The organism is Listeria aquatica FSL S10-1188, from assembly GCF_000525795.1.
Taxonomy (GTDB): domain Bacteria; phylum Bacillota; class Bacilli; order Lactobacillales; family Listeriaceae; genus Listeria; species Listeria aquatica.
Window position 1 is genome coordinate 308,234 of the sequence record NZ_AOCG01000006.1, and the last position, 25,323, is coordinate 333,556.

General features: G+C 38.8%; 24 protein-coding genes, 1 tRNA gene and 7 pseudogenes. 16 read left to right on the forward strand and 16 right to left on the reverse strand.

What is annotated here, in order from left to right; translation table 11 throughout:
- Nucleotides 1-10: 10 nt before the first annotated feature.
- The 4 genes and pseudogenes from MAQA_RS05525 to MAQA_RS15430 all read right to left on the reverse strand — a co-directional run bounded on the left by MAQA_RS05525 (nt 11) and on the right by MAQA_RS15430 (nt 2,626).
- Nucleotides 11-799: a glucose-1-dehydrogenase gene (locus MAQA_RS05525; RefSeq protein ID WP_036072070.1), complete on the reverse strand. Its 789-nt coding sequence runs from the start codon at nt 797-799 to the stop codon at nt 11-13.
- A 110-nt stretch (nt 800-909) separates the two neighbouring features.
- Nucleotides 910-1,854 carry an alpha/beta hydrolase gene (locus MAQA_RS05530; RefSeq protein WP_036072072.1) on the reverse strand — a complete coding sequence of 315 codons (945 nt, stop codon included), beginning with the start codon at nt 1,852-1,854 and terminating at the stop codon, nt 910-912.
- 309 nt (nt 1,855-2,163) lie between these two features.
- Nucleotides 2,164-2,346 (reverse strand): annotated as a pseudogene (locus MAQA_RS15425) (DUF4064 domain-containing protein); the annotation flags it as partial.
- A gap of 7 nt (nt 2,347-2,353) precedes the next feature.
- Nucleotides 2,354-2,626: a hypothetical protein gene (locus MAQA_RS15430; protein ID WP_036072074.1), complete on the reverse strand. Its 273-nt coding sequence runs from the start codon at nt 2,624-2,626 to the stop codon at nt 2,354-2,356.
- 139 nt (nt 2,627-2,765) lie between these two features.
- Here MAQA_RS15430 and MAQA_RS05545 point away from each other — a divergent pair.
- The 3 genes and pseudogenes from MAQA_RS05545 (at nt 2,766) to MAQA_RS05550 (ending at nt 4,485) form a co-directional block, all read left to right on the forward strand.
- Nucleotides 2,766-3,592: pseudogene (locus MAQA_RS05545) on the forward strand (alpha/beta hydrolase).
- A gap of 21 nt (nt 3,593-3,613) precedes the next feature.
- Nucleotides 3,614-3,832 (forward strand): hypothetical protein, encoded by a 219-nt coding sequence (locus MAQA_RS15435; protein WP_241463110.1) that lies wholly within the window; start codon nt 3,614-3,616, stop codon nt 3,830-3,832.
- Complete coding sequence (locus MAQA_RS05550) at nt 3,769-4,485, forward strand: alpha/beta hydrolase (protein ID WP_241463121.1); 717 nt, start codon at nt 3,769-3,771, stop codon at nt 4,483-4,485. The genes MAQA_RS15435 and MAQA_RS05550 overlap by 64 nt, the downstream gene beginning before the upstream one ends.
- A 61-nt stretch (nt 4,486-4,546) precedes the next feature.
- Here MAQA_RS05550 and MAQA_RS05555 read toward each other — a convergent pair whose 3' ends face one another.
- Together MAQA_RS05555 and MAQA_RS05560 are read right to left on the reverse strand one after the other, a co-directional pair.
- Nucleotides 4,547-4,930 (reverse strand): GNAT family N-acetyltransferase, encoded by a 384-nt coding sequence (locus MAQA_RS05555; RefSeq protein ID WP_052008484.1) that lies wholly within the window; start codon nt 4,928-4,930, stop codon nt 4,547-4,549.
- A 59-nt stretch (nt 4,931-4,989) separates the two neighbouring features.
- Nucleotides 4,990-6,049 (reverse strand): annotated as a pseudogene (locus MAQA_RS05560) (AI-2E family transporter).
- A gap of 149 nt (nt 6,050-6,198) precedes the next feature.
- Here MAQA_RS05560 and MAQA_RS05565 point away from each other — a divergent pair.
- Both MAQA_RS05565 and MAQA_RS05570 read left to right on the forward strand, forming a co-directional pair.
- A complete protein-coding gene (locus MAQA_RS05565; RefSeq protein WP_036072078.1) occupies nt 6,199-6,873 on the forward strand; it encodes a FadR/GntR family transcriptional regulator in 675 nt (224 codons plus the stop codon).
- 5 nt (nt 6,874-6,878) lie between these two features.
- The gene (locus tag MAQA_RS05570; RefSeq protein ID WP_420911931.1) at nt 6,879-8,111 is read left to right on the forward strand and encodes a CynX/NimT family MFS transporter; all 1,233 of its coding nucleotides are present in this window, start codon (nt 6,879-6,881) and stop codon (nt 8,109-8,111) included.
- Between the two features lie 91 nt (nt 8,112-8,202).
- Here the strand turns inward: MAQA_RS05570 and MAQA_RS05575 are convergent, their stop codons facing one another.
- From MAQA_RS05575 to MAQA_RS05590, 4 genes and pseudogenes are all read right to left on the reverse strand, one after another.
- On the reverse strand, nt 8,203-8,439 hold the full coding sequence (locus MAQA_RS05575) for a DUF3006 domain-containing protein (protein ID WP_173400306.1): 237 nt from the start codon (nt 8,437-8,439) through the stop codon (nt 8,203-8,205).
- Nucleotides 8,440-8,452: 13 nt separating this feature from the next.
- Nucleotides 8,453-9,623 (reverse strand): annotated as a pseudogene (locus MAQA_RS05580) (MBL fold metallo-hydrolase).
- Between the two features lie 79 nt (nt 9,624-9,702).
- Entirely contained in the window at nt 9,703-10,005 is a 303-nt protein-coding gene (locus tag MAQA_RS05585; RefSeq protein ID WP_036072083.1) for a HesB/YadR/YfhF family protein, read from the reverse strand.
- A gap of 168 nt (nt 10,006-10,173) precedes the next feature.
- Nucleotides 10,174-10,647, reverse strand: coding sequence for a Dps family protein (locus tag MAQA_RS05590; protein ID WP_036072086.1), 474 nt, complete (start codon nt 10,645-10,647; stop codon nt 10,174-10,176).
- 183 nt (nt 10,648-10,830) lie between these two features.
- On the opposite strand from MAQA_RS05590, the gene MAQA_RS14410 reads away from it, so the two are divergent.
- From MAQA_RS14410 to MAQA_RS14420, 4 genes are all read left to right on the forward strand, one after another.
- Nucleotides 10,831-11,112 carry an SMI1/KNR4 family protein gene (locus MAQA_RS14410; RefSeq protein ID WP_149023315.1) on the forward strand — a complete coding sequence of 94 codons (282 nt, stop codon included), beginning with the start codon at nt 10,831-10,833 and terminating at the stop codon, nt 11,110-11,112.
- Nucleotides 11,078-11,431 (forward strand): hypothetical protein, encoded by a 354-nt coding sequence (locus tag MAQA_RS14415; RefSeq protein WP_149023316.1) that lies wholly within the window; start codon nt 11,078-11,080, stop codon nt 11,429-11,431. The genes MAQA_RS14410 and MAQA_RS14415 overlap by 35 nt, the downstream gene beginning before the upstream one ends.
- Nucleotides 11,432-11,570: 139 nt before the next feature.
- The gene (locus MAQA_RS05600; RefSeq protein WP_036072088.1) at nt 11,571-12,041 is read left to right on the forward strand and encodes a low molecular weight protein-tyrosine-phosphatase; all 471 of its coding nucleotides are present in this window, start codon (nt 11,571-11,573) and stop codon (nt 12,039-12,041) included.
- Nucleotides 12,042-12,112: 71 nt separating this feature from the next.
- A complete protein-coding gene (locus tag MAQA_RS14420; RefSeq protein ID WP_149023317.1) occupies nt 12,113-12,277 on the forward strand; it encodes a lmo0937 family membrane protein in 165 nt (54 codons plus the stop codon).
- Between the two features lie 39 nt (nt 12,278-12,316).
- Here the strand turns inward: MAQA_RS14420 and nfsA are convergent, their stop codons facing one another.
- The 4 genes and pseudogenes from nfsA to MAQA_RS05620 all read right to left on the reverse strand — a co-directional run bounded on the left by nfsA (nt 12,317) and on the right by MAQA_RS05620 (nt 14,891).
- Nucleotides 12,317-13,054 carry an oxygen-insensitive NADPH nitroreductase gene (nfsA, locus tag MAQA_RS05605; protein ID WP_036072090.1) on the reverse strand — a complete coding sequence of 246 codons (738 nt, stop codon included), beginning with the start codon at nt 13,052-13,054 and terminating at the stop codon, nt 12,317-12,319.
- 16 nt (nt 13,055-13,070) lie between these two features.
- The gene (trmL, locus tag MAQA_RS05610; RefSeq protein WP_036072092.1) at nt 13,071-13,580 is read right to left on the reverse strand and encodes a tRNA (uridine(34)/cytosine(34)/5-carboxymethylaminomethyluridine(34)-2'-O)-methyltransferase TrmL; all 510 of its coding nucleotides are present in this window, start codon (nt 13,578-13,580) and stop codon (nt 13,071-13,073) included.
- Nucleotides 13,581-13,623: 43 nt separating this feature from the next.
- A pseudogene (queG, locus tag MAQA_RS05615) lies at nt 13,624-14,727 on the reverse strand (tRNA epoxyqueuosine(34) reductase QueG); the annotation flags it as partial.
- A 93-nt stretch (nt 14,728-14,820) separates the two neighbouring features.
- Nucleotides 14,821-14,891 (reverse strand) — tRNA-Gly (locus MAQA_RS05620).
- Nucleotides 14,892-15,105: 214 nt separating this feature from the next.
- Between MAQA_RS05620 and MAQA_RS05625 the strand changes: the two are divergent.
- Nucleotides 15,106-17,233 (forward strand): annotated as a pseudogene (locus MAQA_RS05625) (glycosyltransferase family 39 protein).
- 16 nt (nt 17,234-17,249) lie between these two features.
- The gene (locus tag MAQA_RS05630) at nt 17,250-18,218 is read left to right on the forward strand and encodes a glycosyltransferase family 2 protein (RefSeq protein ID WP_036072095.1); all 969 of its coding nucleotides are present in this window, start codon (nt 17,250-17,252) and stop codon (nt 18,216-18,218) included.
- Between the two features lie 14 nt (nt 18,219-18,232).
- Here MAQA_RS05630 and MAQA_RS05635 read toward each other — a convergent pair.
- Nucleotides 18,233-18,590, reverse strand: a pseudogene (locus MAQA_RS05635) (winged helix-turn-helix transcriptional regulator).
- 131 nt (nt 18,591-18,721) lie between these two features.
- Here MAQA_RS05635 and MAQA_RS05640 point away from each other — a divergent pair.
- On the forward strand, nt 18,722-19,564 hold the full coding sequence (locus MAQA_RS05640) for an aldo/keto reductase (protein WP_036072098.1): 843 nt from the start codon (nt 18,722-18,724) through the stop codon (nt 19,562-19,564).
- A gap of 17 nt (nt 19,565-19,581) precedes the next feature.
- Nucleotides 19,582-20,376 carry an SDR family NAD(P)-dependent oxidoreductase gene (locus tag MAQA_RS05645; protein WP_036072100.1) on the forward strand — a complete coding sequence of 265 codons (795 nt, stop codon included), beginning with the start codon at nt 19,582-19,584 and terminating at the stop codon, nt 20,374-20,376.
- A 60-nt stretch (nt 20,377-20,436) separates the two neighbouring features.
- On the opposite strand, the gene putP is transcribed toward MAQA_RS05645, so the two are convergent.
- On the reverse strand, nt 20,437-21,909 hold the full coding sequence (putP, locus tag MAQA_RS05650; protein ID WP_036072101.1) for a sodium/proline symporter PutP: 1,473 nt from the start codon (nt 21,907-21,909) through the stop codon (nt 20,437-20,439).
- Nucleotides 21,910-22,414: 505 nt separating this feature from the next.
- Between putP and MAQA_RS05655 the strand changes: the two genes are divergently transcribed.
- From MAQA_RS05655 to MAQA_RS13650, 3 genes are all read left to right on the forward strand, one after another.
- Entirely contained in the window at nt 22,415-22,978 is a 564-nt protein-coding gene (locus tag MAQA_RS05655) for a helix-turn-helix domain-containing protein (protein WP_036072103.1), read from the forward strand.
- A gap of 403 nt (nt 22,979-23,381) precedes the next feature.
- Entirely contained in the window at nt 23,382-23,819 is a 438-nt protein-coding gene (locus MAQA_RS13645; protein WP_052008485.1) for a hypothetical protein, read from the forward strand.
- A 148-nt stretch (nt 23,820-23,967) separates the two neighbouring features.
- Nucleotides 23,968-25,308 (forward strand): MucBP domain-containing protein, encoded by a 1,341-nt coding sequence (locus tag MAQA_RS13650; protein ID WP_149023318.1) that lies wholly within the window; start codon nt 23,968-23,970, stop codon nt 25,306-25,308.
- Nucleotides 25,309-25,323 lie beyond the last annotated feature (15 nt).

The window sequence follows — 25,323 nt, forward strand, 5'->3', positions numbered from 1 at the left end:
TAGCCCTCTCTCAGCCTTTTCCACCTTGGAATGCTGGATAAAGGGTCATTCCACCGTCAACGAAAAGTGTAATTCCTGTTACATAACTTGATTCATCAGATGCTAGCCAAGCAGCAGCAGCGGCTACTTCACTTGGATCTCCAATTCGCTGCATCGGTACCATGCTTGTTGTTGCTTCGAGTTGTTTTGGATCAGCAAACTTCTTAGCATTGATAGGTGTATTAATCGCTCCGGGACCAATGTTATTTATGCGAATATCTCGTGCTGCATATTCCATTGCCACTGTCTCTGTGAAGAGTTTGACTCCACCTTTTGAAGCCGCATAATGAGCGAATGTTGGCCAAGGGATTTGTTCATGAACAGAAGACATGTTGATAATATTTCCTTTTTTATTATTCGTAACAAAATAATTCAACGCGGCTTTGGTGCCTAAAAAGACCCCTGTCAGATTGACATCAATAACTCGTTGCCAATCTTTAAGCGGCAATTCATGGGTGTTATGTTTGTTTTCCATTCCAGCATTATTCACCCAAATATCGATGCCACCAAATTGTTCAACTGCCGTATCAACTAGCTTTTGTACATCAGATTCGCTACTCACGTCTGCTTGAATAGCGACGCCTTCTCCGCCAGTTTCTTTTAGAAGCTCAACAAGTTCTTTAGCTGCTTCTGGATGGCTATGATAATTGATGACAATTTTCATGCCTTCTTCTGCAAAACGCTTCGCGATTGCAGAACCGATTCCCATAGAGCCGCCTGTGATAACGGCTACTTTACCTTTTAATTCTTGAAATACCATTGTTATCTCCTAATCTTTTCATCGTTTTTTCTTGGCTCAACAGGAAGTTTCAAGCATTTAGATTAGGTTCATCAAAACGCTTAAAACTTCTTCTTTTGTTTCTAGCCAGATTATTTTTTGTTTACCCATGCTGTCGAAAGTTCCATAGCAGCACGAGTGGCTTTTGTTTGATCTAGAGTGTTTAGCATCACGAAATCGTGAATCATTCCTTGAAATTGAACTTGTGTTACAGGAACGCCTGCTTCGCGCAAGTGACGAGCGTATTCTTCCCCTTCATCGCGAAGAACATCTGCTTCACCGTTTAAAATCATCGCAGGTGGTAAACCTTGTAGATCTTCTTTTGTTGCATGAAGTGGCGAGATGGTTTTAATTTTCGTATCTTGTCCAGCTGGAAGATATTTTTCCCAGAACCATTTCATGGCTTCCTTTGTTAAATAGTAATCTTTCTCGAATTGATTGTACGATTCTGTATCAAACGCATGATTTGTAACTGGATAATAAAGTAATTGCTTGTCAATTTTTGGACCTTTACGATCTTTCGCAAGCATTGTTAAGATCGTTGCCATATTTCCGCCTACGCTGTCTCCTGCAATGACAATGCGATTTGTGTCCCAAGCTTCTTTTTGGGCATTTTCTGCAATTTTGAGCAGCGTCGCGTAACATTGTTCAATAGCAACCGGATACTTAGCTTCTGGGGAACGATCATATTCAGGAACAAAGACAACAGAATTTGTTCGAACCGCAAGTTCTCTTACAAGCTTGTCATGTGTGTCTGCACTTCCAAGTACCCAACCAGCTCCGTGAACATAAAGCATGACGGGAAGAGTTTCTGTGCTATTTTGGGGTTTTACAATACGTACGTTGATTTTTCCATGCTCACCCAAATCCATTTCACGATTTTCTATATCAGCAGGTAATTTTTCAACGGGTTGTTTTTGAACCGTCTCAAGCACATTTCTCGCTTCATCAACAGGTAGCTGATACAAAAAGGGCGGTTTTTCATTCGCAATACAAAAATCAAGTGCTTCTTTTTCCAAAGAAATTCGTTTTACCATTTTCATCCATCCAATCCTAATAAAATTTCATGTAAAGAGCTCATTGCTTGTCAGAGAGATTCTTGTTGTCCTTCGCTGATGAATGTCTCATGAATCCCTCTGACTCTAAAAATTTACCCAGCACTTCTATTTTTTAATCGTATTTTCTCAGTCAAAAAAACGGTTTTCATATCGGTAAAGTTGGTGTTTCGTTGAGCTAGTAGTACTTCATCATGCTAATACTCTAAATTTATTTTTGAAAATAAAAAAAACAGCTTTTCCTTTTCTACAATTGAGAAAAAGAAAAGCTGTTTTTAGGCTAGTCCCGACTTAGAAGTTTGAAAAAGCATCTCGTTTTGGTTTACGGGCCCAACACATAATAGCTGCGATAAGGAATAAAAGTGCTGGAACAAATCCGACAAGAAAAGTAGCTAAAATCACAACAATTCCCGCAAATAAGAATAAAAATCCGGCAAGCACTGGTTTTTTATTACCTACAATAAAAATAATTCCTAAAATGCTAAGCAAAATCACAACAATAAGCGCCACAATGAAAAAAAGTATTAAACCCATGTAACGCATCGACAATTGACCTAGCAGCCGGCGCATCATTTAAATTTACACCTGCATCACGTATTGCTTGCTCATAGTTATCAGCAAAAACTTGATAGCCCGATTCCGTGTTTGTTTTTGTCATGAAATTAAAAGAAACAACCGTCATCGCACCTTGTAATATAAGCGCCAAAACTAAACCAATGACGCTTAAAACCACTTCGCCCGTTCGTTTAATCAAAAAGAATCCCTCCGTTCTTATCATTTTTAGTATACTATTATTGTTTTCTACTGCCAAGTCATCTTATTAAAAGATGCAGAACCGTCCGAATCCATGTATAATTATAGCAGTACGATTCTTGGAAGGAATGAAGATAATAATGTTCAAGCGAATACTCTTTGCGGGGATTTTACCTTGTTTATGCTTAGTTACGGCTCTATTTGCTCTTACGCAATTAAATGATTCGCACGAAGAAATGAAAAACCAACAGATTCCTTCTGTTTTTATACATGGTTACAAAGGAGCAGACCGTTCACTTCATGGAATGATTCGTCGTTTCGATCAAAAATATCACTGGGGAACAGATTCACTGGTTATTCATATCAGTAAGTCTGGGAAGATATCCGAAAGCGGTCACTACCGAAAATCGGCAAAAAATCCTTTAATCAATGTTGTTTTTGAAAATAATCGAGCTAGCTTACCGCAACAAGCTCTTTGGACAAAAAAAAGTTATGCTATTTTTAAAACAAAAACATGGAATTATGAAATTTAATGCGATCGGACATTCTATGGGCGGCGGTGCTTTCATTTCTTACCTTGCGGCTTATGAAAAAAACGAAAATTACCCGCAAGTAAATAAAATCGTTTTTCTAGGCGTCCCGTTTTATCCAGAAGAATACATTAATGGTGAAACGACTGTCGATTTAAAAAACGCCCCTGCGATTCATACAAAGTTTGCCAAAAAAAATGGCTAAAATACTTCCTAAAGATATTCAAATCATGATTATTGGCGGTGATTTGCTTGACGGGACAGCAAGTGACGGCGTCGTAAGTTTAGCTAGCGTTCTTTATGGCAAGCAACTTTTCACTGAACAACCGCTTGAAGTTCACATTTTAAAAGGAAAACAAGCCACGCACACCAATTTGCATGAACTTCCGCAAATTGATGATTATATTGGCCACTTCCTTTTTTCAAATTCGAAGTAAAGGATTGTGAGAAATGAAAAAATGGCTAGTTATTTTACTGGTTTTTGCAGTTCTTTTTTGATCGGTTTTGGTTTTATCTATACGGCCACAACGGAACACCGCGTGTCTGAAGAAAAGAAAACAACGGATCAAGTAAAAGCAAAAAGAAAAAAAAGAAAGTTAAACAAACTACTGAAATTGGAACGCCTACTCTTTTTGTACACGGCTATGCGGGAACTAAAAATTCACTTGGTTCCATGATGAGTCGACTAGAAAAAGCAGACGGAGCTCATAAAGCGCTAGTCATCACTGTAAAAAAAGATGGCACGCTTTCCATTAAAGGGAAATATGATAAATTCAGTAGACGCCCGCTGATTCAAGTTTTGTTCGAAGATAATAAAAGCTCCATGGTGAATCAAACTGAATGGCTTAAAACGGTTTGTGCTGCTTTAAAACGCGACTACCATGTCGCTAAGATTAATGCTGTCGCTCATTCTATGGGAGGCGTCAGTTTCACCAATTATTTAGAAAAAACGAGCACCCAAAATGCTTATCCTATTACTGAGAAATTAGTTTTAATGGGCGCCCCGTTAAATGGACTTGCCATTTCTGATAGTCGCTATGAGCTTTCTGAAAATGGGCCAAAAACAGAAACAGAACGCTATGCAAACCTTTATAAAAACCGAGAAAATATCCCTAAATCCATTCAAGTCTACACCATCGCTGGTGATGTGCTCGATGGAACGGAAAGCGACGGCAGTGTTCCGCTTGCAAGTGCGTTATCTGCTAAATTTATTTTCCAAAATGTAGCCAGTTATAACGAAAAAGTGTTCAGTGGAAAAGCTGCTTCACACAGTAATTTACACGAGAACGAAGAGATTGATCAAACTGTCTCTGAATTCCTTTGGGATTAACTAAAAAGACTGAACTAATTGATAGGATTTTCTTAAAACCTAACAAATGGATCAGTCTTTTTTATAAATCATGCTTTAAGCGCACCATGTCTCTGCACTCTACCTCGTTTTCAAAAATAGGTTCGGGATAGTGCCTTCTAAAGAAATCAAGATCTAGATGGGTCATCCGAAAACCACACTTAAGATAGAGTTCAAGCGGACCAAGTGATGAATTTGCGGTTCCAACTTCAAGCGTCCGAATGCCCGCTTGTTTAGAACGCGTTAGCGCATCTTTAATCAAGCGCTTGCCATATCCCTTGCGACGAAACTCTTCTCGAATGGCTAAATTCACAAGTTCCATCGTTCCAGGTCGCGTTTTTAAAAGTACATAAACGCCGATTAGTTCAGCAGTCCCATCTTGGTCAAAAAGAGCAAAAACTTGGCCGCGTTCAAGGTAATCCTCCACATATTCTTGGTTAGGATCGGCTTCAAGTAATAAATCGAGCGGGAAGTCTTTTTTTTAGCTCAAGAATTTCCATCTTTCTTTTTCTTCCTTCCTCCAAAAAAGTTTTTACGTGGTATCTCGCTTGTACTGCGCACATCGAGGACGTCAAGCAAGAAGACGAAGACCGGAATCCCAACGATGAGTCCCCACACACCGAAAAATTGTTCGGAAAAAATCAAAACGATAAACGTATAAAATACAGGTAGATCCGTTTTGGAAGACATTAATTTCGGATTTAAAATATACGTTTCGATCGCGTGAACGACAACAACGGTTAGCAAAATATAGAAAACATCTGTAAAGCCGCCAACCGAATAGGCAATGATCGAAAGCGGAACGCATGAAATGATCACGCCTGCAACAGGAATCATTCCTAGAACGAAAACCATAATGGACAGGCTCAGGAGTTGCGGAAAATGCATTAAGTAAAGAACGGCAGTTGTAATGATTGTATTCACAAGAGCGATCAAAAGTTGCGCTTCAAGCACAACGCCGAATGTAGAAACAAATTTACGCCCAAAATAAGCAACATCTTGAAAAATAAAGCCTACTTTACTGGTTAGAAAACGTGCAGAAAACTGTGTGACGCGTTCTTTTTCTAACGAGAAAAACAAACTTAAAATCAAAGCCATGAAAAAGGATAGCCCTAAAGAGCCGATTCCCGAAAGTGAGGCAATTAAAAACTCTACGCCCGACTGCAAATATTTTTCAATATTGGATTGTTTCAGCCATTCTACAATCCAAATAACGATGTGATTATCGCCTGGATGGTTGTACATTTTTACAAGTAAAGTCACTAGCTGCGAAATTTGGTGAATCAAAATGGGTAAATAATGTACAATGGCAACATATAAAAAAGGCTGCTACAGCCACATAAAGCACGATAACAATTAGTTTTCTTGGCATTCGAATTCGTTTTAAAATGACGTTTTCAAGACGCGTTACGAGAAATGCAAAGATAAACGTTAAAATAATTAAATCAATCATGCTGCGAACAAAATATAAAACCAGCCCGAGTAAAACAAACACAAGCAGCCTTCGCAGCGTATCCTTTTTCAAGAGCTCGCTCAGCCATTCCATCTATATTCTAACCCTCTTTCTATGTGTCTCTTTATTCTACCATATGAGAAGCCCCGCCCGCACTTTTTTAACTAAGCCCTATTTACTTCTTTTCTACTTTACGTTAAAATTGAACCTATCATCCTACCTTTAGAGAGGAGTTTTTTTTTATGTCTGCACAGCTTGATCGCAAACCACTTGCGGAACAAGTTTATGATTTACTGCTCAAAAAAATCACTTCTGGCGCTTGGCCACTACATAGCAAAATTCCCAGTGAAAAAAGTTTAATGGGAGAATTTGGGATCAGTCGAAATACTCTTCGCGAAGCGATTCGCGCACTTGTCCATGTAGGCATTCTTGAAGTTCGTCAAGGCGCCGGTACCATCGTGCTCGCGAATGATGAATGGAGCGCCAGCTTGCAGCGTCGAATTGCTAAGTCTTCACTTGGCGAAATTTTTGAAGTTCGTCATGCGCTAGAAACTGAAATCGCGGTTCTTGCTTGTAAAAGAAGAACGAATGAGGATTTAAAAACTTGTTTAATTCTGTCTAAACAGTGTATCTCGGCTGTCCAAAATCAAGATGTGGCGAAGTTTGTTAAAAGTGACACGGCTTTACATGAAGCAATCGCAAAAGCTTCCCATAACAGCTTGCTCGTTGATTTATATGGGCGTTTGCTTGAGGAAATCGAGGTTTCTATTTATAGTACAACGGTTCTCGAAAAGGACAGCACATACGGACACACTAGTTTGCTCCAGGCGATCGAAGCACGTGACGCAGAACGTGCCAAACAAGAGGTAGACATCTATATTACGGCTTACAAACAGAAATTAAAAATAGAGGAGTAATGATTGTGAACGAACAACCTGACTTATTGAAGCGAGAACTTGAAGAAACAAGAACTCGAAAACTTTCCCTCATTTTAGGGATTATTTTTGTGGCAATCAATTTAAGAATGCCCATTACATCTATTAGTCCACTGCTTGAACTCATTCGCTTTGACTTACCCATGTCAAATACACTTGCGGGCTTTCTAACTACATTACCACTTATCGCCTTTGCCATAATCTCACCATTTGTCTCAAAACTCAGCCGCAAACTAGGCGTTGAGCAGCTGGTTTTTTATACTTTGTTATTCCTTGTTTTTGGTAGTTTTATTCGTCCTCTAGGAAATAATCTTGCTTTTCTTCTAGCTGGAACCTTACTAATAGGGATTGGCATTGCCATTGGAAACGTAATTTTACCGAGCATCATCAAAAAAGAATTTCCTTTTAAGCTAGGATTGTTAACGGGAGTTTACTCTATTTCTATGAATTTATTTGCAGCAATCGCTTCTGGTCTCAGTTTTCCGCTTGCAAGTAATATTGGCCTTGGCTGGAGAGGTACACTGTACATTTTTGCTGGATTTGCCGTACTTGCGCTTATTATCTGGTTACCTCAATTAAACAAGAAACAAAAACCATTTTCTTCAGCAAACTTGAAGGGATCCGCTCCCGCTCACCGTAGCGTTTGGAAATCGAAGCTTGCATGGCAAATCGCCATTGTTATGGGGATTCAATCTGCTGTTTTCTATATTAATGTGGCGTGGCTACCAGTTATTGTACAGGATCGCGGTTTTACTGCTTCCGATGGTGGCTTCATGCTTTCATTCATGCAATTTGGTATTATTCCGATCACCTTTATTATTCCGATTATTGCTGGAAAAACTAAAGATCAGCGCTTGCTTATGAATCTAGCAAGTCTTTTCATTTGTCTTGGAATCGTTGGTCTCATGTTACCAGTTGCAAACCTTCTCTATCTAGCCATAATTTCAGTCTTACTGGGTATTGGCGGGGGAATGGCCTTTAGTCTTTCAATGATGTTTTTTAGTTTACGCACAAATACTCCAGAAGAAGCGGCTGAAACTTCAGGAATGGCACAATCCGTTGGCTACGTGTTAGCCGCTTTTGGTCCCCTTCTTTTTGGATTCTTACATGATATGCTTGGAAACTTTGAAGTCGCGCTTCTCGTCTTACTTCTTGCCGGTATTGGGCTATTTCTTGCCGGTCAAGGAGCCGCTAAAAACCAAAAACTATTCCATTCCTAAAATAAGCGCTCTTTTCTAGTAAAAAACAGGAAAGATAGACAACAGCTTTGTTATCTATCTTTCCTGTTCTTTTTGAAAAATACTTCAATCCCTATTTTCCATTTCTTTTTCGCAACTGTTCTAGTTTGTCTGCAATACGTTTTTTTCCTTCACGCGTTTCATCCAAATTTTTCTCCATTCGAATAAAAATTGTAACTGTATCCCCTTCCTGAATATCATCCGGTAGCTCATTTTCTGGCCATTCGAGCGATGTTTCATTTTCCGACACAATAAAAACAGCGATTCCATCTTCTATCCGATCAAGCGTCGCTTTTATTCTCCGTTCCATTTTCATCACCTACCTATTTCGTAGTCGCAAGACCTTGTTCTTTAATTTGTCGAACGATTCCTTTACCAATTCCATTAATCCGCTTCAAATCATCAATCGACGAATATGGACGACTCGCAATAATTTTTTGTGCTAATTCTGGTCCAATCAAAGGTAAAAATTCTAATTCCTTCGCGCTAGCTGTATTTAAATTAATTGAATCAGGCATCTCTTCATTTCCGCTGTCTTCTGTTTTTGACGCCTCTTCCGTTTTTTTTGCTTATCGAGTAACTACTTCCTGCTTTAATCTTGCCTTCTTTCTCAGTTACAACGTTCAGCTTTTTGCCATCCGTTGTCAGTGTTACCGTCCCATTTACATCTGTCCCATAAGTCGTAATGTTTCGCTCTTTTAGCCATTCTAGGACTTCAACATGGGGATGTCCGTAACTATTCCCTTTTTCAGCAGAATAAATCGCCACTTCTGGCTTTACCTTATCCAAAAATGCTGGAGAATTTGAAGTAGACGAACCGTGATGACCTAAATCTAAGATATCCGCTTGAAGTGGCAATCCACTTTCGATCATTTCTTTTTCTCGCCCCTCCTCAGCATCTCCTGTAAAAATTGCTGAGATCTCCTTATAAGTCAAGCGAACAGCAATTGAATCATCGTTGGCATTACCACTTAGCTTGCTCGGACTTAACACTTCTAAACTAAAAGGTCCAAAACTTGCCTTATCAAAAGTTCTCGGCTCCTTATAATGAGCATCTGAAGCAAGCGCCGCATCCACTACCTTTTCATAAGTCGAGCTATTAAAAGCAAGTCCGTCCATCCAAATTTCTTTAGGCTGATAGGTTTTAATTATTTTATCCGCATTTCCGATATGATCAGCATGCGGGTGTGTTAGAAGTAACAAATCAATTTTCTTAATTTCTTTTTCTTGAAGTAGCGTCATGATCCGGTCGTCATCTTGGCGCCCAGTATCGATCAAAATTGTTGTCCCATCATCTGATCGAATTAAAGTACTATCCCCTTGACCAACATCAAAAAAATCAAATTGCGCACCTTTAAGTGTATCACTTGAAAGCTTGGGCTCACTTTCTTCCGATGACGCTAAAAAATTGCTGCAGCCAGAAAGTAACAGCAATAATCCTAATCCCCAAAATAACCATTTCTTCACTATGTAAATCCTCCTCAACTTGCTCATTATACCAGAACATTCGTTCTTAGTCAAAGCACGTTAAGAAAAAGGCGGTAGATCTTTTAGATCTACCGCCATAACCCATTTATTTTACTTTTTCGCGATGAGAAAATTTCACTTCTTCCGTCTTCGGATCATAGTCAATTGCCCAGTCGTGATCTTTGAAATACCAAAAGTCATGATCTTCAATAAAAAAGAGAAGACCATCTTCGTTAACAGTAACAACTGCTTCAACAGGTGGTTCAGCAGCTACTCCGATTGAAAAACCGGGATGCAAGGAACTATTGGAACCGCCGTATTTTGCGAACAAACGAATGCCGTTTTCACCAGAAGTATCAAATTCATCCTTAAACCAGTCGCGCGCTTTTTCCGTCACTTTAATTTCCATTTCCTCACTCCTTCAGTTTAATGTAAGATTAGCAGATTCTTCCCTAAAAAGCACATTATCTGCTTCATGGAGTATTCTTCATTTTACCACGAAAAAAAAATTTTAAAACACAGGAAAAGAAAAAAAAGACCCAGATGCCTTTTTAACACCCGAGTCTCTCTTATTATTTTATTTTTCAAGTGGAGCTTTTCCAAGGAAAGCTTTAAACATCCAAATATGTTTATCAATGCTTGTTTTAAATCCAATCAGCATGTCGTTTGAAACATCGTCGCCTTCTTTTTCAGTAAGCTTAATGCCTTGTTGATATTCATCACGAAGCAATTCAAGCGTAGCAACTAAATCTTCCATCATTTCATCCATCGTTTTTGGTTTTGTATAAGGTGCTTCTTCTACACTTGCGTTTTCCAAAAATTCTTTAAGAGTGCTGTATGGACTTCCACCAATTGCAAGTAAGCGTTCTGCCACTTCATCCATTTGTTCCCCAAATTCACTATACAAATCGTCCATTTTTTCATGCATCGTAAAGAAATTACGACCGCGCATATACCAGTGGATTTGATGGATCTTCACTGTAAAGACGTTAAGGTTAGCCACTTGATGGTTTAAGAATTCTTTCGTGTCTACTGAATTAATGGTTTTCATGTTTTTTAGCTCCTTTAAATTATAATTATTATTATTTAATAATTATTATAGTATATTTTTTCACAGATGTCTAGCCAAGATGACTCACTAGTTCATTTATACCACATTTTTCTTAAATCAAACGTCAATTTGCATTGCATCTTCAGGTAAACTTCGGCATAATGAAATCGGAGGTGTTACAGCATGTGGCCTGAGGCAAGTAAATTTGCGGCAAAAGAAAATTCCATTTGGCAATTTGAAGCAGAAGAAGGAATTCTTTTACCAGAGAGCTATAAAAAGTTAATTCTTATGCAAAATGGCGGTTTACTGCGAAAAAACCATTTAAAAACGCAAGAACCGACTTCTTACGGTCTAGATTTTTTAGAAGTTTACCGCCTCTTAGGTCTGGAAGAATTAATTACAAAGATTCCTTTTCAAGATCAAAATCCACTTGCAGGTAAAAAAAATTTATTTTTCAAAAGATGAAAATCGTTTTCTCGGTTTCGACTATATCACTACAGCTCCCCAAATCATATACGCTGATTTTGAAACGCTACAAGTTTTAACAGTAGCAGAAAATTTTGATGCTTTTCTTGCTTCTCTCTATCACGCTCCTTTTAGTGGTGAACAGCTCACAAATTACAGCCACGACAAGCTTGAACTCATGCTTCTTAGTCGTTCAGCTAACGAGCAAGCAATGATTTTAGAAGAGCTCGAAGATGATGCGGATAAAGAATGGTACTTCAGGCAGTTAAAAAAAACTAATAGAAGCAGGAAACGAGGATATCACTTACCGCCTTTTTGAAAATCAAATTCTCTATTTCAAGCGAAAGCTACCAAAAGAAACCGTAAATGCCTTCTTTTCGCTTTTCAAGAATCAAACGCAGGCACTTGCAAACTTAAAAAAGGAATGGCAAGATAATTATTAAAATGGAGGTTTAGACATGATCAAAGTAGTATTTGTTTGTTTAGGAAATATTTGTCGCTCACCAATGGCAGAAGGTCTATTTAAAAAACTAGTTCAAGAAAAAGGGCTTTCGGATGCGATCACTGTAGATTCAGCAGCAACTGGATCTTGGAATTTGGGCAATCCTCCTCATCGCGGAACGAAGCAAGTTCTAAAAAAACACCAAGTAGATACAGATGGCATGCGTGCACGAAAAATTGATCAAGAGGATTATTTAACAGCTGATTACATTATCGGGATGGATGATACTAACCTTTCAGATATTGAAGATTTGCGGGATCCAGCATCACACGCTGTCATACGCAAACTCATGGATTTCGTGCCCAACCCTGAAAAAGCAAATATTCCAGATCCTTACTATACAGGGGACTTTGAGGAAACCGAGCGCCTAATAACAGCTGGCGTAAAAGGACTACTTGAAACCATTCGAAGTGAAAAACAGCTGTAATGTTTTAAAAAACTTTTCTTTCGGGAAAAGAAAGTTAGCAAATCAAAAGAAAAAAGAATTGAGGAAATCACATGCTTGGAATCATTTGGGGAATTATTGTCATTTTGTTTGTGTTTTGGTTGATTGGAATCATCTTCCACATTGCAGGCGGCTTGATCAACATTCTTTTAGTCGTCATCTTAATTTTGATTATCTGGAATTTGATTCAATCTGCCCGTAATAAAAGAAATCATTAATACATAAAAAAAAGGTTGCCGCAAGCGGCAACCTTTTTTTTATTTAAGTCCCAATTTTTGTGCTTCTATAAAAGCCTTTATATCTAGCCGAGTGGGTTTTTTCATTCCAAGCGCAATTTGTTCAGTCCACGTTTCGTTCCGAGCTCCACCGGTCCGGTTCGTATAATAATCACTAATTATCTCGTCATACGCTTCATACAAAGCTGTTTCTTTCGTTTGATATTCATTTTCATGATAAACCAGTTGATAAGGCATCCGCGGTTTGGGTGCTGAATTTTGTTCTGGATACCCAATCGTGATGCCAAAAAGTGGTATCGCATGTTCTGGGATTTTTAATAGTTCAGAGACACGTTTAATGTCATTTCGAATACCGCCAATATAGCAGATTCCTAGCCCCATTGATTCTGCAGCGACAGCCATGTTTTGGGCTGCAAGGGCCGCATCAATGATAGCTACGAGCATTTTTTCAGTGGTTTCAAGTGAAGCAGGATTTTCATTTTTGCTTTCTGCGATTTCTTTATTTCTGTTTAAATCCGCTACAAAAACGAAAAACTGTCCTGTTTTTTCCACATAACTCATTCCGCCGGCGATTCCTGCAAGTTCCTTGCGAATTTTCGGGTCGCTTACGCCAATAATTGAATAGGCTTGTACGAAATTCGAGGTGGACGCAGCTTGGGCACTTTCGACAAGTAGACGAATTTGGTCTTTTGAAAGTGGCTTATCTAGAAATGCGCGGACGGAATAATGGCTAAGTAGTTGTTCAGTGGTTTGGTTCATTTAAGTTCTCTCCTTTTTAATCCTCAAATATTTTACGATCATAATGCGGCATCTGGTCGAGATCGAGAAACGTTTGCTGTCTAAGTGCCTCGTAAACTAAAATCGCAGCCGTATTCGACAAATTGAGCGAGCGAATTTTATCTGTCATCGGAATTCGAAGTGCCGTTTCTTCGTATTTTCGCAAAAGTTCATCTGGAAGTCCCGTTGTTTCCTTTCCAAAAATAAAATAATGATTCTCACGCGCATCGCTATAATCAACGTCACTATAAAGATGACGTCCAAATTTTGTAATCATATAATAATGCCCATCTGGATTCTTCTCAAAAAAATCCTCCAGTGAGTCATAATAAGTCAAGTTAACATGATCCCAGTAGTCTAGTCCCGCTCGTTTAAGCATTTTATCCTCGGTGCTAAATCCCAGTGGGCGAATTAAATGCAAATGGGTATCAGTTCCTGCACACGTCCGTGAAATGTTCCCTGTGTTTGCAGGGATTTCTGGTTGATAGAGTACAACATGATTTGGCATAGTTTTTCTTCACCTTGTTTCTATGATTTTTTTTTGCTTTTTCAAGTTCTAAAAGCGCTTCTTGATCTTGCTCCACAGTTAACGCCTCAAAAATTGCTTGCTCCGCTTCCTTTCCGCCGATTTTAGCAAGTGCCCAAGCTGAAGTTCCGCGAATAACAGGTCGCGGGTCATTCTTTAAGCAATCAATCAGCGGTTCAACAGCTGTTTTGTCTTTGTACCTTGCTAAAACGATGATGGCATTCCGCTGAATAGGCTTTTTGCCACGCCACGATCCAGCCATATTCCCAAATTTCTCTTTAAACTCCCGATTTGAAATTTTAAGTAAGGGTTTAAGTTCCGGGCGAACAAGTTCTGGATCCGGTTCCATCGCCTCATGCAGATGAAAATCTTTGCCACGGTTATACGGACAAACGACTTGACAAGTATCACATCCATAAAGTCGATTATGTAAAACTTCACGATACTCATCTTCCAGAAACCCTTTCGTTTGTGTTAAATAGCTTAAACAGATTTTGGGATTCATTTTTCCTTCACCAAGTAAGGAACCAGTCGGGCAAGCTTTTATGCATTGATTACAATCACCACACAAGTCGCCGATTGGTTTATCTGATGGGAAAGCAAGATTCGTGATCATTTCTCCAAGGTAGACCCAAGAACCATATTCTTTCGTTAAGAGTAATGTATTTTTACCACGTGCCCCGATCCCTGCTCGCTCTGCAACAGCTACATCCGAAAGCTCTCCGGTATCCACCATCGATTTCATAACAGCTTCGGGAACGCGCTTCTTGATAAATGTTTCAAGTAACGCTAGCTTTTCTCGCAAGATGGTGTGATAATCGATTCCCCACGAAGCACGCGCAAAAACGCCCCGCCGCGACTCTTTTCGACTTACTGGGCTAGCTTTTAATTTGGACGGATAGCTAAGCGCGATAGCGATAATGGATTTTGGTTCGGTAAAAATACGATCTGGATAAACGCGCTCTTCTAAAACTGGGTGTTCAAATCCCGTCAGTACGTCTTCTTTTTCCGCAATTTCAAGTCGTTCTTTCAAAAACAAGAAGGGATCTGCCGTCGTAAAACCGATTTTTTGGATGCCAATTTCAGTAGCATATGCTTGTATGTCCACTTTTAATTGTTCTAAATTCACTTCGCGTCCCCGCCTTTCTTGCTTAGAAAATAAATAAACGCAATGCTTCGCTTAAAAAGGTCGAAACACTGCGTTAGTAACAGTTTTTATAAGAGCGGGTGAGGAGAATCGAACTCCCGACAACAGCTTGGAAGGCTGTGGTTTTACCACTAAACTACACCCGCATCATGACTAGGTTATAAGAGTTGTTTGTAACAACTTTTATATCATATCACCGAATTTCCATTTTGACAAGACTTTTTATGAATTTTTCTTCCTTTTTCTTCATGGTCATCCAATTCTATTCTTACTCCTTTTAAAATTTATTCGCAGAAGCGTCATAGCCTGTTCACATTTTACTTTTACACTAAAAGTAATCTAACAGAACGAGGTGATTTGATGAAGAAAAAAATAGATCCTTATTTAGTTGGCATTCTCTTAATTGCTGCTTTCTTTAACTTTTATGGGATATGGAATGATGAAACAGTCAATCCTTATTATACTGCAGCCGTAACCAGTATGGTACAAAATTTTCACAACTTTTTTTTATGCGGCTTTCGATCCAGCGGGTTTTATCACTGTGGATAAGCCGCCTGTCGCCTTCTGGTTCCAAGCTCTCAGTGCAAAAATCTTTGGCGTTCATGGCTGGAGTGTGATTTTACCGCAAGCCCTTGCAGGTATTGGTTCCGTCTTTTTACTATATCTATTAATTAAACCACGCTTTGGAAAATGGGCGGCACGCATTGCTTCGCTTGTTCTTGCTATAACACCCATTGCGGTTGCAGTGACTCGAACAAACAATGTGGATGCGATTCTCGTCTTCTTCCTCCTTCTCGGTACTTTCTTTTTATTTAAGGCTGTGAACCGAGGAAGATTCGGATGGTTGTTGCTTGCTTTTGTCATGGTGGGCATTGGCTTCAATGTCAAAATGCTTCAGGCTTATATGGTACTCCCAGCCTTCATTCTTTTTTATCTCATTGCGTCAAAAATTTCTTGGAAGAAAAAAGCTCTGCAGTTAGGGATCGCTCTTGTTCTTATGTTAGGTGTCTCTGTATCATGGGCAGTTGTTGTGGACAGCACAAATGCTGATTCGCGTCCCTATATCGGCAGTAGCCAAACGAATTCTGTTCTTGAGCTTGCTTTCGGTTATAACGGTGTAGAACGTCTCTTAGGTCAAGAAACTGGGATGGGAACTAGCGGATCTGGCGGTGCTCCTGGCTCATCGTCAGGCAGTGATAGTGAAGGTATGCAAGCACCTCCTTCCGGTGGGCAATCAAATGGAAATAGTAGCGGAGGGACTCCTCCAAGTCGTGCTCCTAGTGGAAATGGGCAATCAGGAACTAGCGGACAACCACCTTCTGGAGGGCAGCAAGGCGGACCTCCAAGTCGTGCAGGAGGAGGGCCTAATTCTTCAGATAGCGCGAATAGCGGAGCACCTGGTGGAAATGGTGGTTCGAAAATGCAGAAAAATAACGGGGGAATGTTCGGGACGGGTGAAAAAGGACCGCTTCGTCTCTTCCAAACAGCTCTTGGCGATCAAATCAGCTGGTTCCTACCGCTTGCGCTTTTCGGTATACTAGGGATTTTCTTCAATTATCGTGATAAAAAGAAAAAATGGTTCCACTTATCGGAAACTCAAAAAGAAATGGTCTTCTGGGCAGCTTGGCTGATTCCAGTTGCAGGCTTCTTCAGTGTTGCAGGATTTTTCCACCATTACTACTTGATCATGCTTGCACCAGCTATCGCAGCCTTATCAGGCGCTGGCTTTGTCGCATTGCTCCAATTATTCCACAGAGAAAAAAATTGGAAAACAGCTCTTCTACCAGCAGCCATTACAGCAACAGGGGTGCTACAGGCCTTTTATGTTGGTCAATACAGTTTAACTTTAGGAATGACACTCGGAGTCTTAGCAGTTATAGGATCTGGATTGCTCTTCCTCTCCCGAATGAAATCACAAAAATCAACAACTGGTCTTGCTACTATTTCGCTGATTTTATTACTTGTTGCACCTACCTACTGGTCGCTTACTCCGCTCATTTATGGAGGCAATAGTTCACTTCCAGAAACTGGACCACAGCTTGCTACTTCAAGTGGTGGAGGCTTCGCCGATGCTTCTGTTGATACTGAACTAATTGATTATTTAAAGAAAAATAATTCCGGTGAAACTTATCTATTTGGAACTACGGATTCGACAACTGCTGGCCCTTATATCATCAGCACGAAAAAAGCAGTATTGGCGCTTGGCGGTTTTAATGGTACAGACCCAGCACTCACTGTAAAAAAACTTAAACAGATGATTAAATCAGGAGAACTGAAATATTTTTATCTTCCAAACAACAGCAAAGCAGCAGATTCCTCCGTTATTAAGTGGATCAAGAAAAACGGCACAGAAATTGATACTTCGGAATACAAAACTGATACAGACGCTACTTCTTCTGCCAGCCAAACCGGAAATAGCCCACAAAACGGCAATGGTTTAAAAGGAACAAACGGCACTGGAAATGGCACGCTTTATCTGCTGAAATAAGGAAAGGATGATTCACATGCTACTCAAAGTTGATTACTCCGTCATTATTCCTGTTTATAATGAAGCAGAAGTTTTACAAAGTAGCTATGAACGATTAACAGAGGTTTTACAGAAGCTTAAGGCAAATTATGAACTTCTCTTTGTCAATGACGGGAGTAAAGACGGAACGAAAGCACAACTCGATCAAATAGAAAAACAGGATACAAACGTCAAAGTGCTCCATTTTTCAAGAAACTTTGGTCATCAACTGGCAATTACAGCTGGAGTAGATTATGCATCTGGAGAGGTTGTCATCGTAATTGATGCAGACCTTCAAGATCCGCCAGAATTAATCCCGGAGATGATTCAAAAATGGCAGGAAGGCTATGATGTCGTCTATGCAAAGCGCTTGGCACGAAAAGGCGAATCTTCATTTAAAAAAATGTCAGCAAGCCTGTTCTACCGGCTTCTAGATAAAATATCAGAAATTCCTATTCCGGTAGATACAGGCGACTTCCGCTTAATGGATAAAAAAGTGTGCGAGCAGTTACGATTACTTGGTGAAAAAAATCCATTCGTTAGAGGGCAGGTGAGTTGGATTGGGTTCAGACAAACGGAAATCACCTATATTCGTGATGAGCGCTTATCTGGCGAAACAAAATATCCACTCAAAAAAATGGTGAAATTATCTCTTGATGGAATCACCTCGTTTTCTTATTTGCCACTTAAACTCGCTAATTATTTAGGAAGTCTCACTTTAGGGATTGGGTTTCTTTACTTTTTCATTCTATTGATTAGATGGACGTTTACTGATCATCAAATATCTGGAATGAACGGTATCGCCATTCTATTGCTTGTTCTTTTTGGAAGTTGTTTTCTTCTATTAGGGATCATCGGTGAATACCTTGCTCGATTATTTGAGGATATCAAAGTGCGGCCACGTTATATCATTGATGAGGCAAACGGATTTACTTCCGGTGCAAGAAAAAAAGAGAAGCTTTCCTAAGCTTCTCTTTTTTCTTATTCACAGCGAAGTACAACTTTCTCACCGTTCTGCATTAAATGTTCAACATGAGCCTCGCCCCAGTCGCATAGAATATCTAACACCTTTGTTAGCGATTTTCCATAATCACTAAGTGAATACTCTACTTTGGGTGGAACTTGCTGATACACTTCGCGACTTACAATATTATCTCTTTCAAGTTCTCTAAGTTGTTGAGTCAGCATTTTTTTGACTGATATTCGGAATTTTTCGTTTTAAATCACTTGGGCGTAGAGAAGCGTAGCGCAAGTTACATAGAATAATCGGTTTCCACTTACCTCCAATCACATCCATCGTTGCTTCTACTCCAATGTTATAAGTTTTTTCTGTTATCATGAAACTTCTTTCAATCCCTTTCCTATCCATTACTTACTTTTTCGTCTCTATCATACCAAAAAGTAGGTACTAGCTTTACTGATAGTTTCATTATATAGTATTCCAATAATTAATCAAAAGGAGTGTTTAAATTGATTCAGTCATTACAAGATTCTGTTAAATTAACAAATGGTACAAAAATTCCCGGTTTTGGTCTAGGCGTCTTTCAAGTAGCAGATCAAGAAACTAGCTCTGCTGTGAAAGAAGCAATTACAACGGGGTACCGTCTAATTGACACTGCCCAAATCTACGGAAATGAACAAGGAACTGGTGAGGGAATAAAACAAGGATTAAAAGCAACTAACTTGAAACGTGAAGATTTATTTGTTACTTCTAAAGTATGGAACAGCCATCTTTCTTATGAGGAAACCGTACAGGCTTTTCATGAAAGTCTTGAAAAACTAGGGCTTGATTATTTAGATCTTTACTTAATTCATTGGCCGGGGAAAGATGCTTTTCGTGCTTCTTACAAAGCCTTAGAAGATTTATACCGAGAAGGAAAAATAAAAGCCATTGGCGTAAGTAATTTCCAAATACATCATTTAGAAAAACTACTAGAGTTTGCAACCATCAAACCTGTCCTCAACCAAATTGAACTACATCCTAAACTAACCCAGAAAGAATTACGCACTTTTTGTGAGGAAAGAGACATCCGCATCCAAGCTTGGTCCCCGCTCATGCAAGGCCAGATTCTATCGGATCCTGTTTTAGAGAATATCGCTCAAACTCATCAGCGATCTGTTGCACAAATTGTGCTTCGCTGGGGTATTCAACAAGATATTTTAGTCGTCTCCAAATCCACAAAACCAGAGCGAATCCAAAGTAATGCACAACTGTTTGACTTTGAATTAACCCAAGAAGAAGTAAACGCGATAAACGCACTCAATGAAAACCACCGCGTCGGTCCGGATCCCGATCAATTTGATTTTAATTAAGAAAGGAAGAAGCGAAAATGGATTTAGGTTTAACTAATAAAACTGTTCTGATCACCGGTTCAACGAAAGGGATCGGAAAAGCAATTGCTCTTGAATTGGCACGGGAAGGCGCCATCCCGCTTATAAATGGCCGCAAACAAGAAGCTGTGGAGCAAGCGATTGCTGAAATAAAAAAAGAGCTGCCAAATGCTACTGTAAAAGCTGCTACAGCCGATATCACAAATGAAACTGAACGAGAAAATTTAATTCGTACTTTTCCTCAAGTGGATATTCTGATTAATAACATGGGAATCTTTGAACCAATGGCTTACCAAGATATTTCAGATGCCACTTGGGAAAAATTCTTTCAAGTCAATGTTTTATCTGGAAATGCACTTGCCAAACATTATCTGCCACAAATGCTTGAACAAAATTTTGGCCGAATCCTTTTTATTGCAAGTGAGGAAGCAATAATGCCTTCTGGCGAAATGCCTCAATATAGTATGTCTAAAACTATGAACCTATCGCTTGCAAAAAGTCTATCCAAATTAACTCGAGGTTCACAAGTCACTGTAAATACCATCCTTCCTGGCTCCACGCTCACTGAAGGGGTTACGGAGATGCTTGAAGCAATGTATCGAGATAGCAATTTACCAAAGGAGGAATGGGAGCAGGACTTTATGGTGCATCATCGTCCACTTTCTCAAATTCAACGGCTCATTCGTCCTCAAGAAATTGGCCGATTTGTAGCTTTCGTCGTAAGCCCCTTCTCCCCTTCTTTTTCAGGAGCTGCCTTACGTATGGATGGCGGCTTAGTTCCTACCATTTTTTAAAATAAAAAAAAGCGGAAACCTGCAAGATGAAATGCTATGGTTTCCGCTTTCTTTTTGTGATTATTTTTCTAGAATTTCATTTTGATCCTGATGTTGACGTAATACCCCTTTTTGTGGCGCTTTCGTTAGTTTGCTGACAATAATAATGGCAAGGCAAGATAATAAGAATCCTGGCACCATTTCATACAACCAGCTAGACAATCCTGAAACAATCCAAATCACAACGACGATTCCACCCGTAAGCATACCCGAAACGGCGCCTTCCTTGGTCATTCGTTTCCAGTATAAGCTGAAAATAATCATTGGGCCAAATGCCGATCCAAATCCTGCCCATGCATATCCTACAATTTCTAAAATCGTTTTGTTAGGCATGAAGGCCAAAACGGTTGCAGCAATCGAAACAAGTAATACCGCTAAGCGGCTATAAAGCACTTTTTGTGAACTTGAAGCTTTTTTCTTGAACAATAGAAGAAATAAATCATTTACAAGTGAACTTGATGCAACGAGGATCTGTGATGAGATCGTACTCATAATCGCCGCGAGTGCCCCCGCTAAGATAAATCCAGTTATGTATGGATTAAATAAAACATCTGCTAGTTTTAGAAAAACGGTTTCTGGGTCAGCAAGTGTCAGGCCTTGCTGTTTAAAATAAAACAGACCCGTTAGGCCGGCTCCCATTGAGCCAAGCATATTGACAATCATCCAAGAAACACCGTATCTTCTTGCGGACTTCATTTGTTTATGACTTTTGATCGCCATAAAACGGACGATAATGTGTGGTTGACCGGCATAGCCAAGTCCCCAAGCTAAGTAGCCGATAATAGTTAAAATCGAAACATCCGTGACAATATTGAAGAAATCAGGATTAGCTCCAACTATTTGATGATAGACTTTGACTCCTTCTCCTGCCCCGATATTTGTGAGTGTGACAATCGGTACGACGACAAGAGCCAGTAAAAGCAGTGCGCCTTGGACAAAATCCGTTAAACTGACGGCGAGAAAGCCACCAATAAACGTATAGATCACAACGATTCCCATCGTAATCAAAACACCTGTTAAGTATTGTGCTCCAAACGTGGATTCAAATAATTTTCCACCAGAGACAATTCCACTTGTTACATATAATGTCGAGAAAATGATTAAAATGAGGCCTGAGGTTACCCGAAGTACGTTGCTTTTATCTTGAAAGCGATTTTTGAAGAAGTCTGGAAGTGTAAGAGAATCTTTTGCTACTTCTGTATAAACACGCAGTCGTGGGGCCACAATGATGTAATTTAAATAACAGCCTAAAACGAGTCCCAGTGCGAGCCACGCTGTTGCAAGACCTGTGCTATAGATTGCGCCTGGAAGCCCCATGATCATCCAGCCACTCATATCCGCTGCACCTGCTGAAAGAGCTGTTACTGCTGGTCCTAGTGAGCGTCCCCCTAGCATATAGTCAGACATATCGTTCGTTTTCCTATACGCATAAATTCCAATTGCGACCATTAATAGTAAATAGACCCCAACTGAAAAATATACTCCAAATTCCATGAAATAAGCCACTCCTTTTTGATAAGCAAAAATTCAAAATGTTCAAATTTCTAATTTTGCTAAGTGATATGTTTTTTACCTTAACAATACTGAAAACTGATTGCAAGTTGAAAATAGTCCTATAGGATTGTCTCGCTCCCTCTTAGAACTGCCTGTGAGTTACTATTATCGAGAACAAAAAATAAGGCAAAAGACCTACATCTAAATGCAATAAAGCTGCAATTCGCTTTTCCTTACAAAAAGGGAGTATAGAGGAATTCCAGAAACTTTGAATATTAATCATCGCAAACAAATCTATACTCTGTTTTAGTAAGTACTATCATTAATTAGCTTAAAATCCTGTAAATCTTTCTCTCACTTTACTTTATTTTATGTAATTTTTTTCTCTTTCTAATTTTTGGAATTATGGTAATATTTATTGTGCTGAGAATAGCCATGTGATAGTTGTATCCCTATTTTAAGCCTTCTCATGATCGTACTTTCACATAAAGGTAGGTAAAAATAAATGAATATTGGTTTTATGGTTAAACAAATCAGACTGGATAAAAATCTAACTCAAAAATATACTGCGTCTGGAATTATGAATTTATCACACTACAGCAAATTTGAGCGAGGTGAAACAACAACGAACATTGAAAACTTTTTAATGATTTTGCATCGCTTAAATGTAAGCTATGAAGAATTTATTTTAAAGGACACATCTGAAATATTTATGCTCAAAAAAGGTCTTTCTCATGATTTTGCCAATGCTTTTACGGCTGGTGATACTTTAAAGCTTTCTAAAATTATTGAAGAGACCTCCAAGATTCTTGAAAATAACAATGAACTTGCCTTTCATCACCTCAACGAGCTTGCCACAGTGTATCTTTCCCTTTTTAATAACGGCTTTAACCTAGCTGATTTACAAGGAAAACTTGAAACAATCAAAAGTTATTTAAGGAAAGTAAACAATTGGGGCATCTATGAATTTGTTTTGCTAAACAATGCTTTAGGAACATTTAAAATGAATGAGGTGATTTACTTTGCGAAAAAAACAGAAGTACAGTTGAAAAAAATTTGCAATCACTGACAAATGCTATATTGCTAATGCTATCTTGTATAATGCATCCCTTCTTTTATTAGAAGCTCATCGTTTTAAAGAAAGTCATAAATTCGCCTCCATTTCTATTCAAACCGTAAAAAAAACATGCTAATACCTTTGAATTAATTGTCAGCAAAATCACCTTTCACGCTTCTGCTTTCGCCCTCTCCCTTCCCGCTTATCACGAAACAGAACTTTTAAAAAGTTTTATTGCACTAGATGTAGTCGACAATCCTAATTTTTATCAGCTCATAGCGCAAATTTGTTGTGAAATCATTCCAGACCTTGAAATGAAATTACAAAATATTCATATTTGAAATTTTCTATTCAAATTTTCTGCAAAAGAGATACTATAAATGTGGAAAGACACTACTTGAGAGGAGTTATACTTATGTTCTGTATAAAAAAAGGAATGAAATTGTTCTGTGCCTTAGCAATCGTAATAGGTCTAATAGTACCGAGTTATCAAGCGAAAGCAGCTTCAAATGATACGGTTGCTATTCCTGACAAAAACTTACTAGCAGGTTTAAAAAAGCGTTTAGATAAGCCATTTGCTGATTCTTTGACCAAAGGAGATCTTGCTTCAATCACTGGAAAACTTGACCTTACGAATCTAGCTGGAGCAAATGCAACTGTACCAGGGCCTGTCTCTAATCTTACTGGTTTGCAATATGCCTCAAACATTAATGAATTTGTTTTTTCTTATAACCAGACCAAAAACTTAGATGCCATCGCTAACTTTCCATTGCTAAAAAAAAGTTATTGCTGTTCAAGATGGATTAACAGATATCTCTGCACTCGCAACACTTCCTGCTTTAGAATCTGTTGATATAAGTTACAATCCAATTGAAGATTTTTCACCTATTTATAAAATTAAAAACCTAACTGCTTTTACCTATGATTCAGGGGCATGGCTCTATCCTTCGAATCCACAAATCAACGATCGTCAATTTGAAAATTTTGTAAATATAAAAGGTTTGAAATTTATCAACTTGTCTTGGAATCAAGTATCTGATCTCTCGCCTTTAACGGGTAATGATTATATCGAAAACCTTCAGTTAAATCATAATCATCTTTCAAATATTGCTCCTATTTCAACAATGAAAAACTTGAATGTTCTCTATCTTAATCAAAACAATCTAACTTCCATTGAAGCTCTGAAGTCTTTACGCCATTTACAACTGGCCTATTTCGATGGCAACCACATCACAGATTTGAGTCCCATGAAAAATTTCTATGAAAGCATGGTCAAAATCGGAGACTATCAAGGGATGCAATTACAAAATCAAACGATCAACTTGCCTCCAGTAACTGTACAAAAAGGAGAGACGGCTGTTTCTAACAATCCAACGTTAGATTTTAACGGAAACCCTATGCCCGTTACAAGCGTTTCTGATGCTGGAAAAATTTCAGATGATCATAAAACGATTTCCTTTAGCAATTTACCAGAGGGATTAACAACAGCAACTTACAATGTGGAACTCCATACTACTTCAAATAGTGGTGTCCCGATGGATTATTCACTGAAAGTCACACAGCCGATACAAGTTCGCCCAGCAGCAAAAACTGGTCGTGTTCACGTTTTTTATAAAGATGAAATGGGTAAAGAGCTAGCTTCCCAAGAAGTATTGAGTGGGAACATTGATGATAACTATCAAACCGTTCAAAAACAAATCGACAACTATCAACTTAAAAAAGTGGAAGGAAGTCCATCCGGAAAATATACAGCAGCTAATCAAACCGTTACTTATATTTACGAAAAAGTGGACGGAAAACCTGTTACTGTGAAATATGTGGATACCAGTGGAAACGAACTAGCTCCTGCTGATTCCTTGACTGGGAAACTTGGCGATCCATTTCATGTGGTTCCTAAGAAGATAGATGGTTGGCATCTAAAATCCATTCCGACAAATGTAGATGGTCAATTTTCAGAGGTTAATCAAGCCGTTACTTTTGTTTACGAAGAAGCTAAGGCAAGTATCCTGCCAGAGAAACCAATCATCAATCAAAATCAAGTCATGCCTCTTGATCCAATCGAAAAACCCACAAAGCATTTAAAAGAAATTTCATGCTTAGAAAAGGATAGGATTATACCGCTTGCAAGCGTTTCTTCTGATTTGCCAAGTTTTCAAAATACGGTTGTGAAAACATCTCTTGCAAAACCTATAACCAATAAAAAGAACACTCAGAAGCTTTTACCTAAAACTGGGGATACGTCCTCCGCTCTTTTATATGTACTAAGTGGATTCATTTTTATTCTAACTAGTTGGTTTTTATTGAAACGAAAACGCATGAATGGCCAGTCATTCCATTTATAATAAAATCAAAAAAAC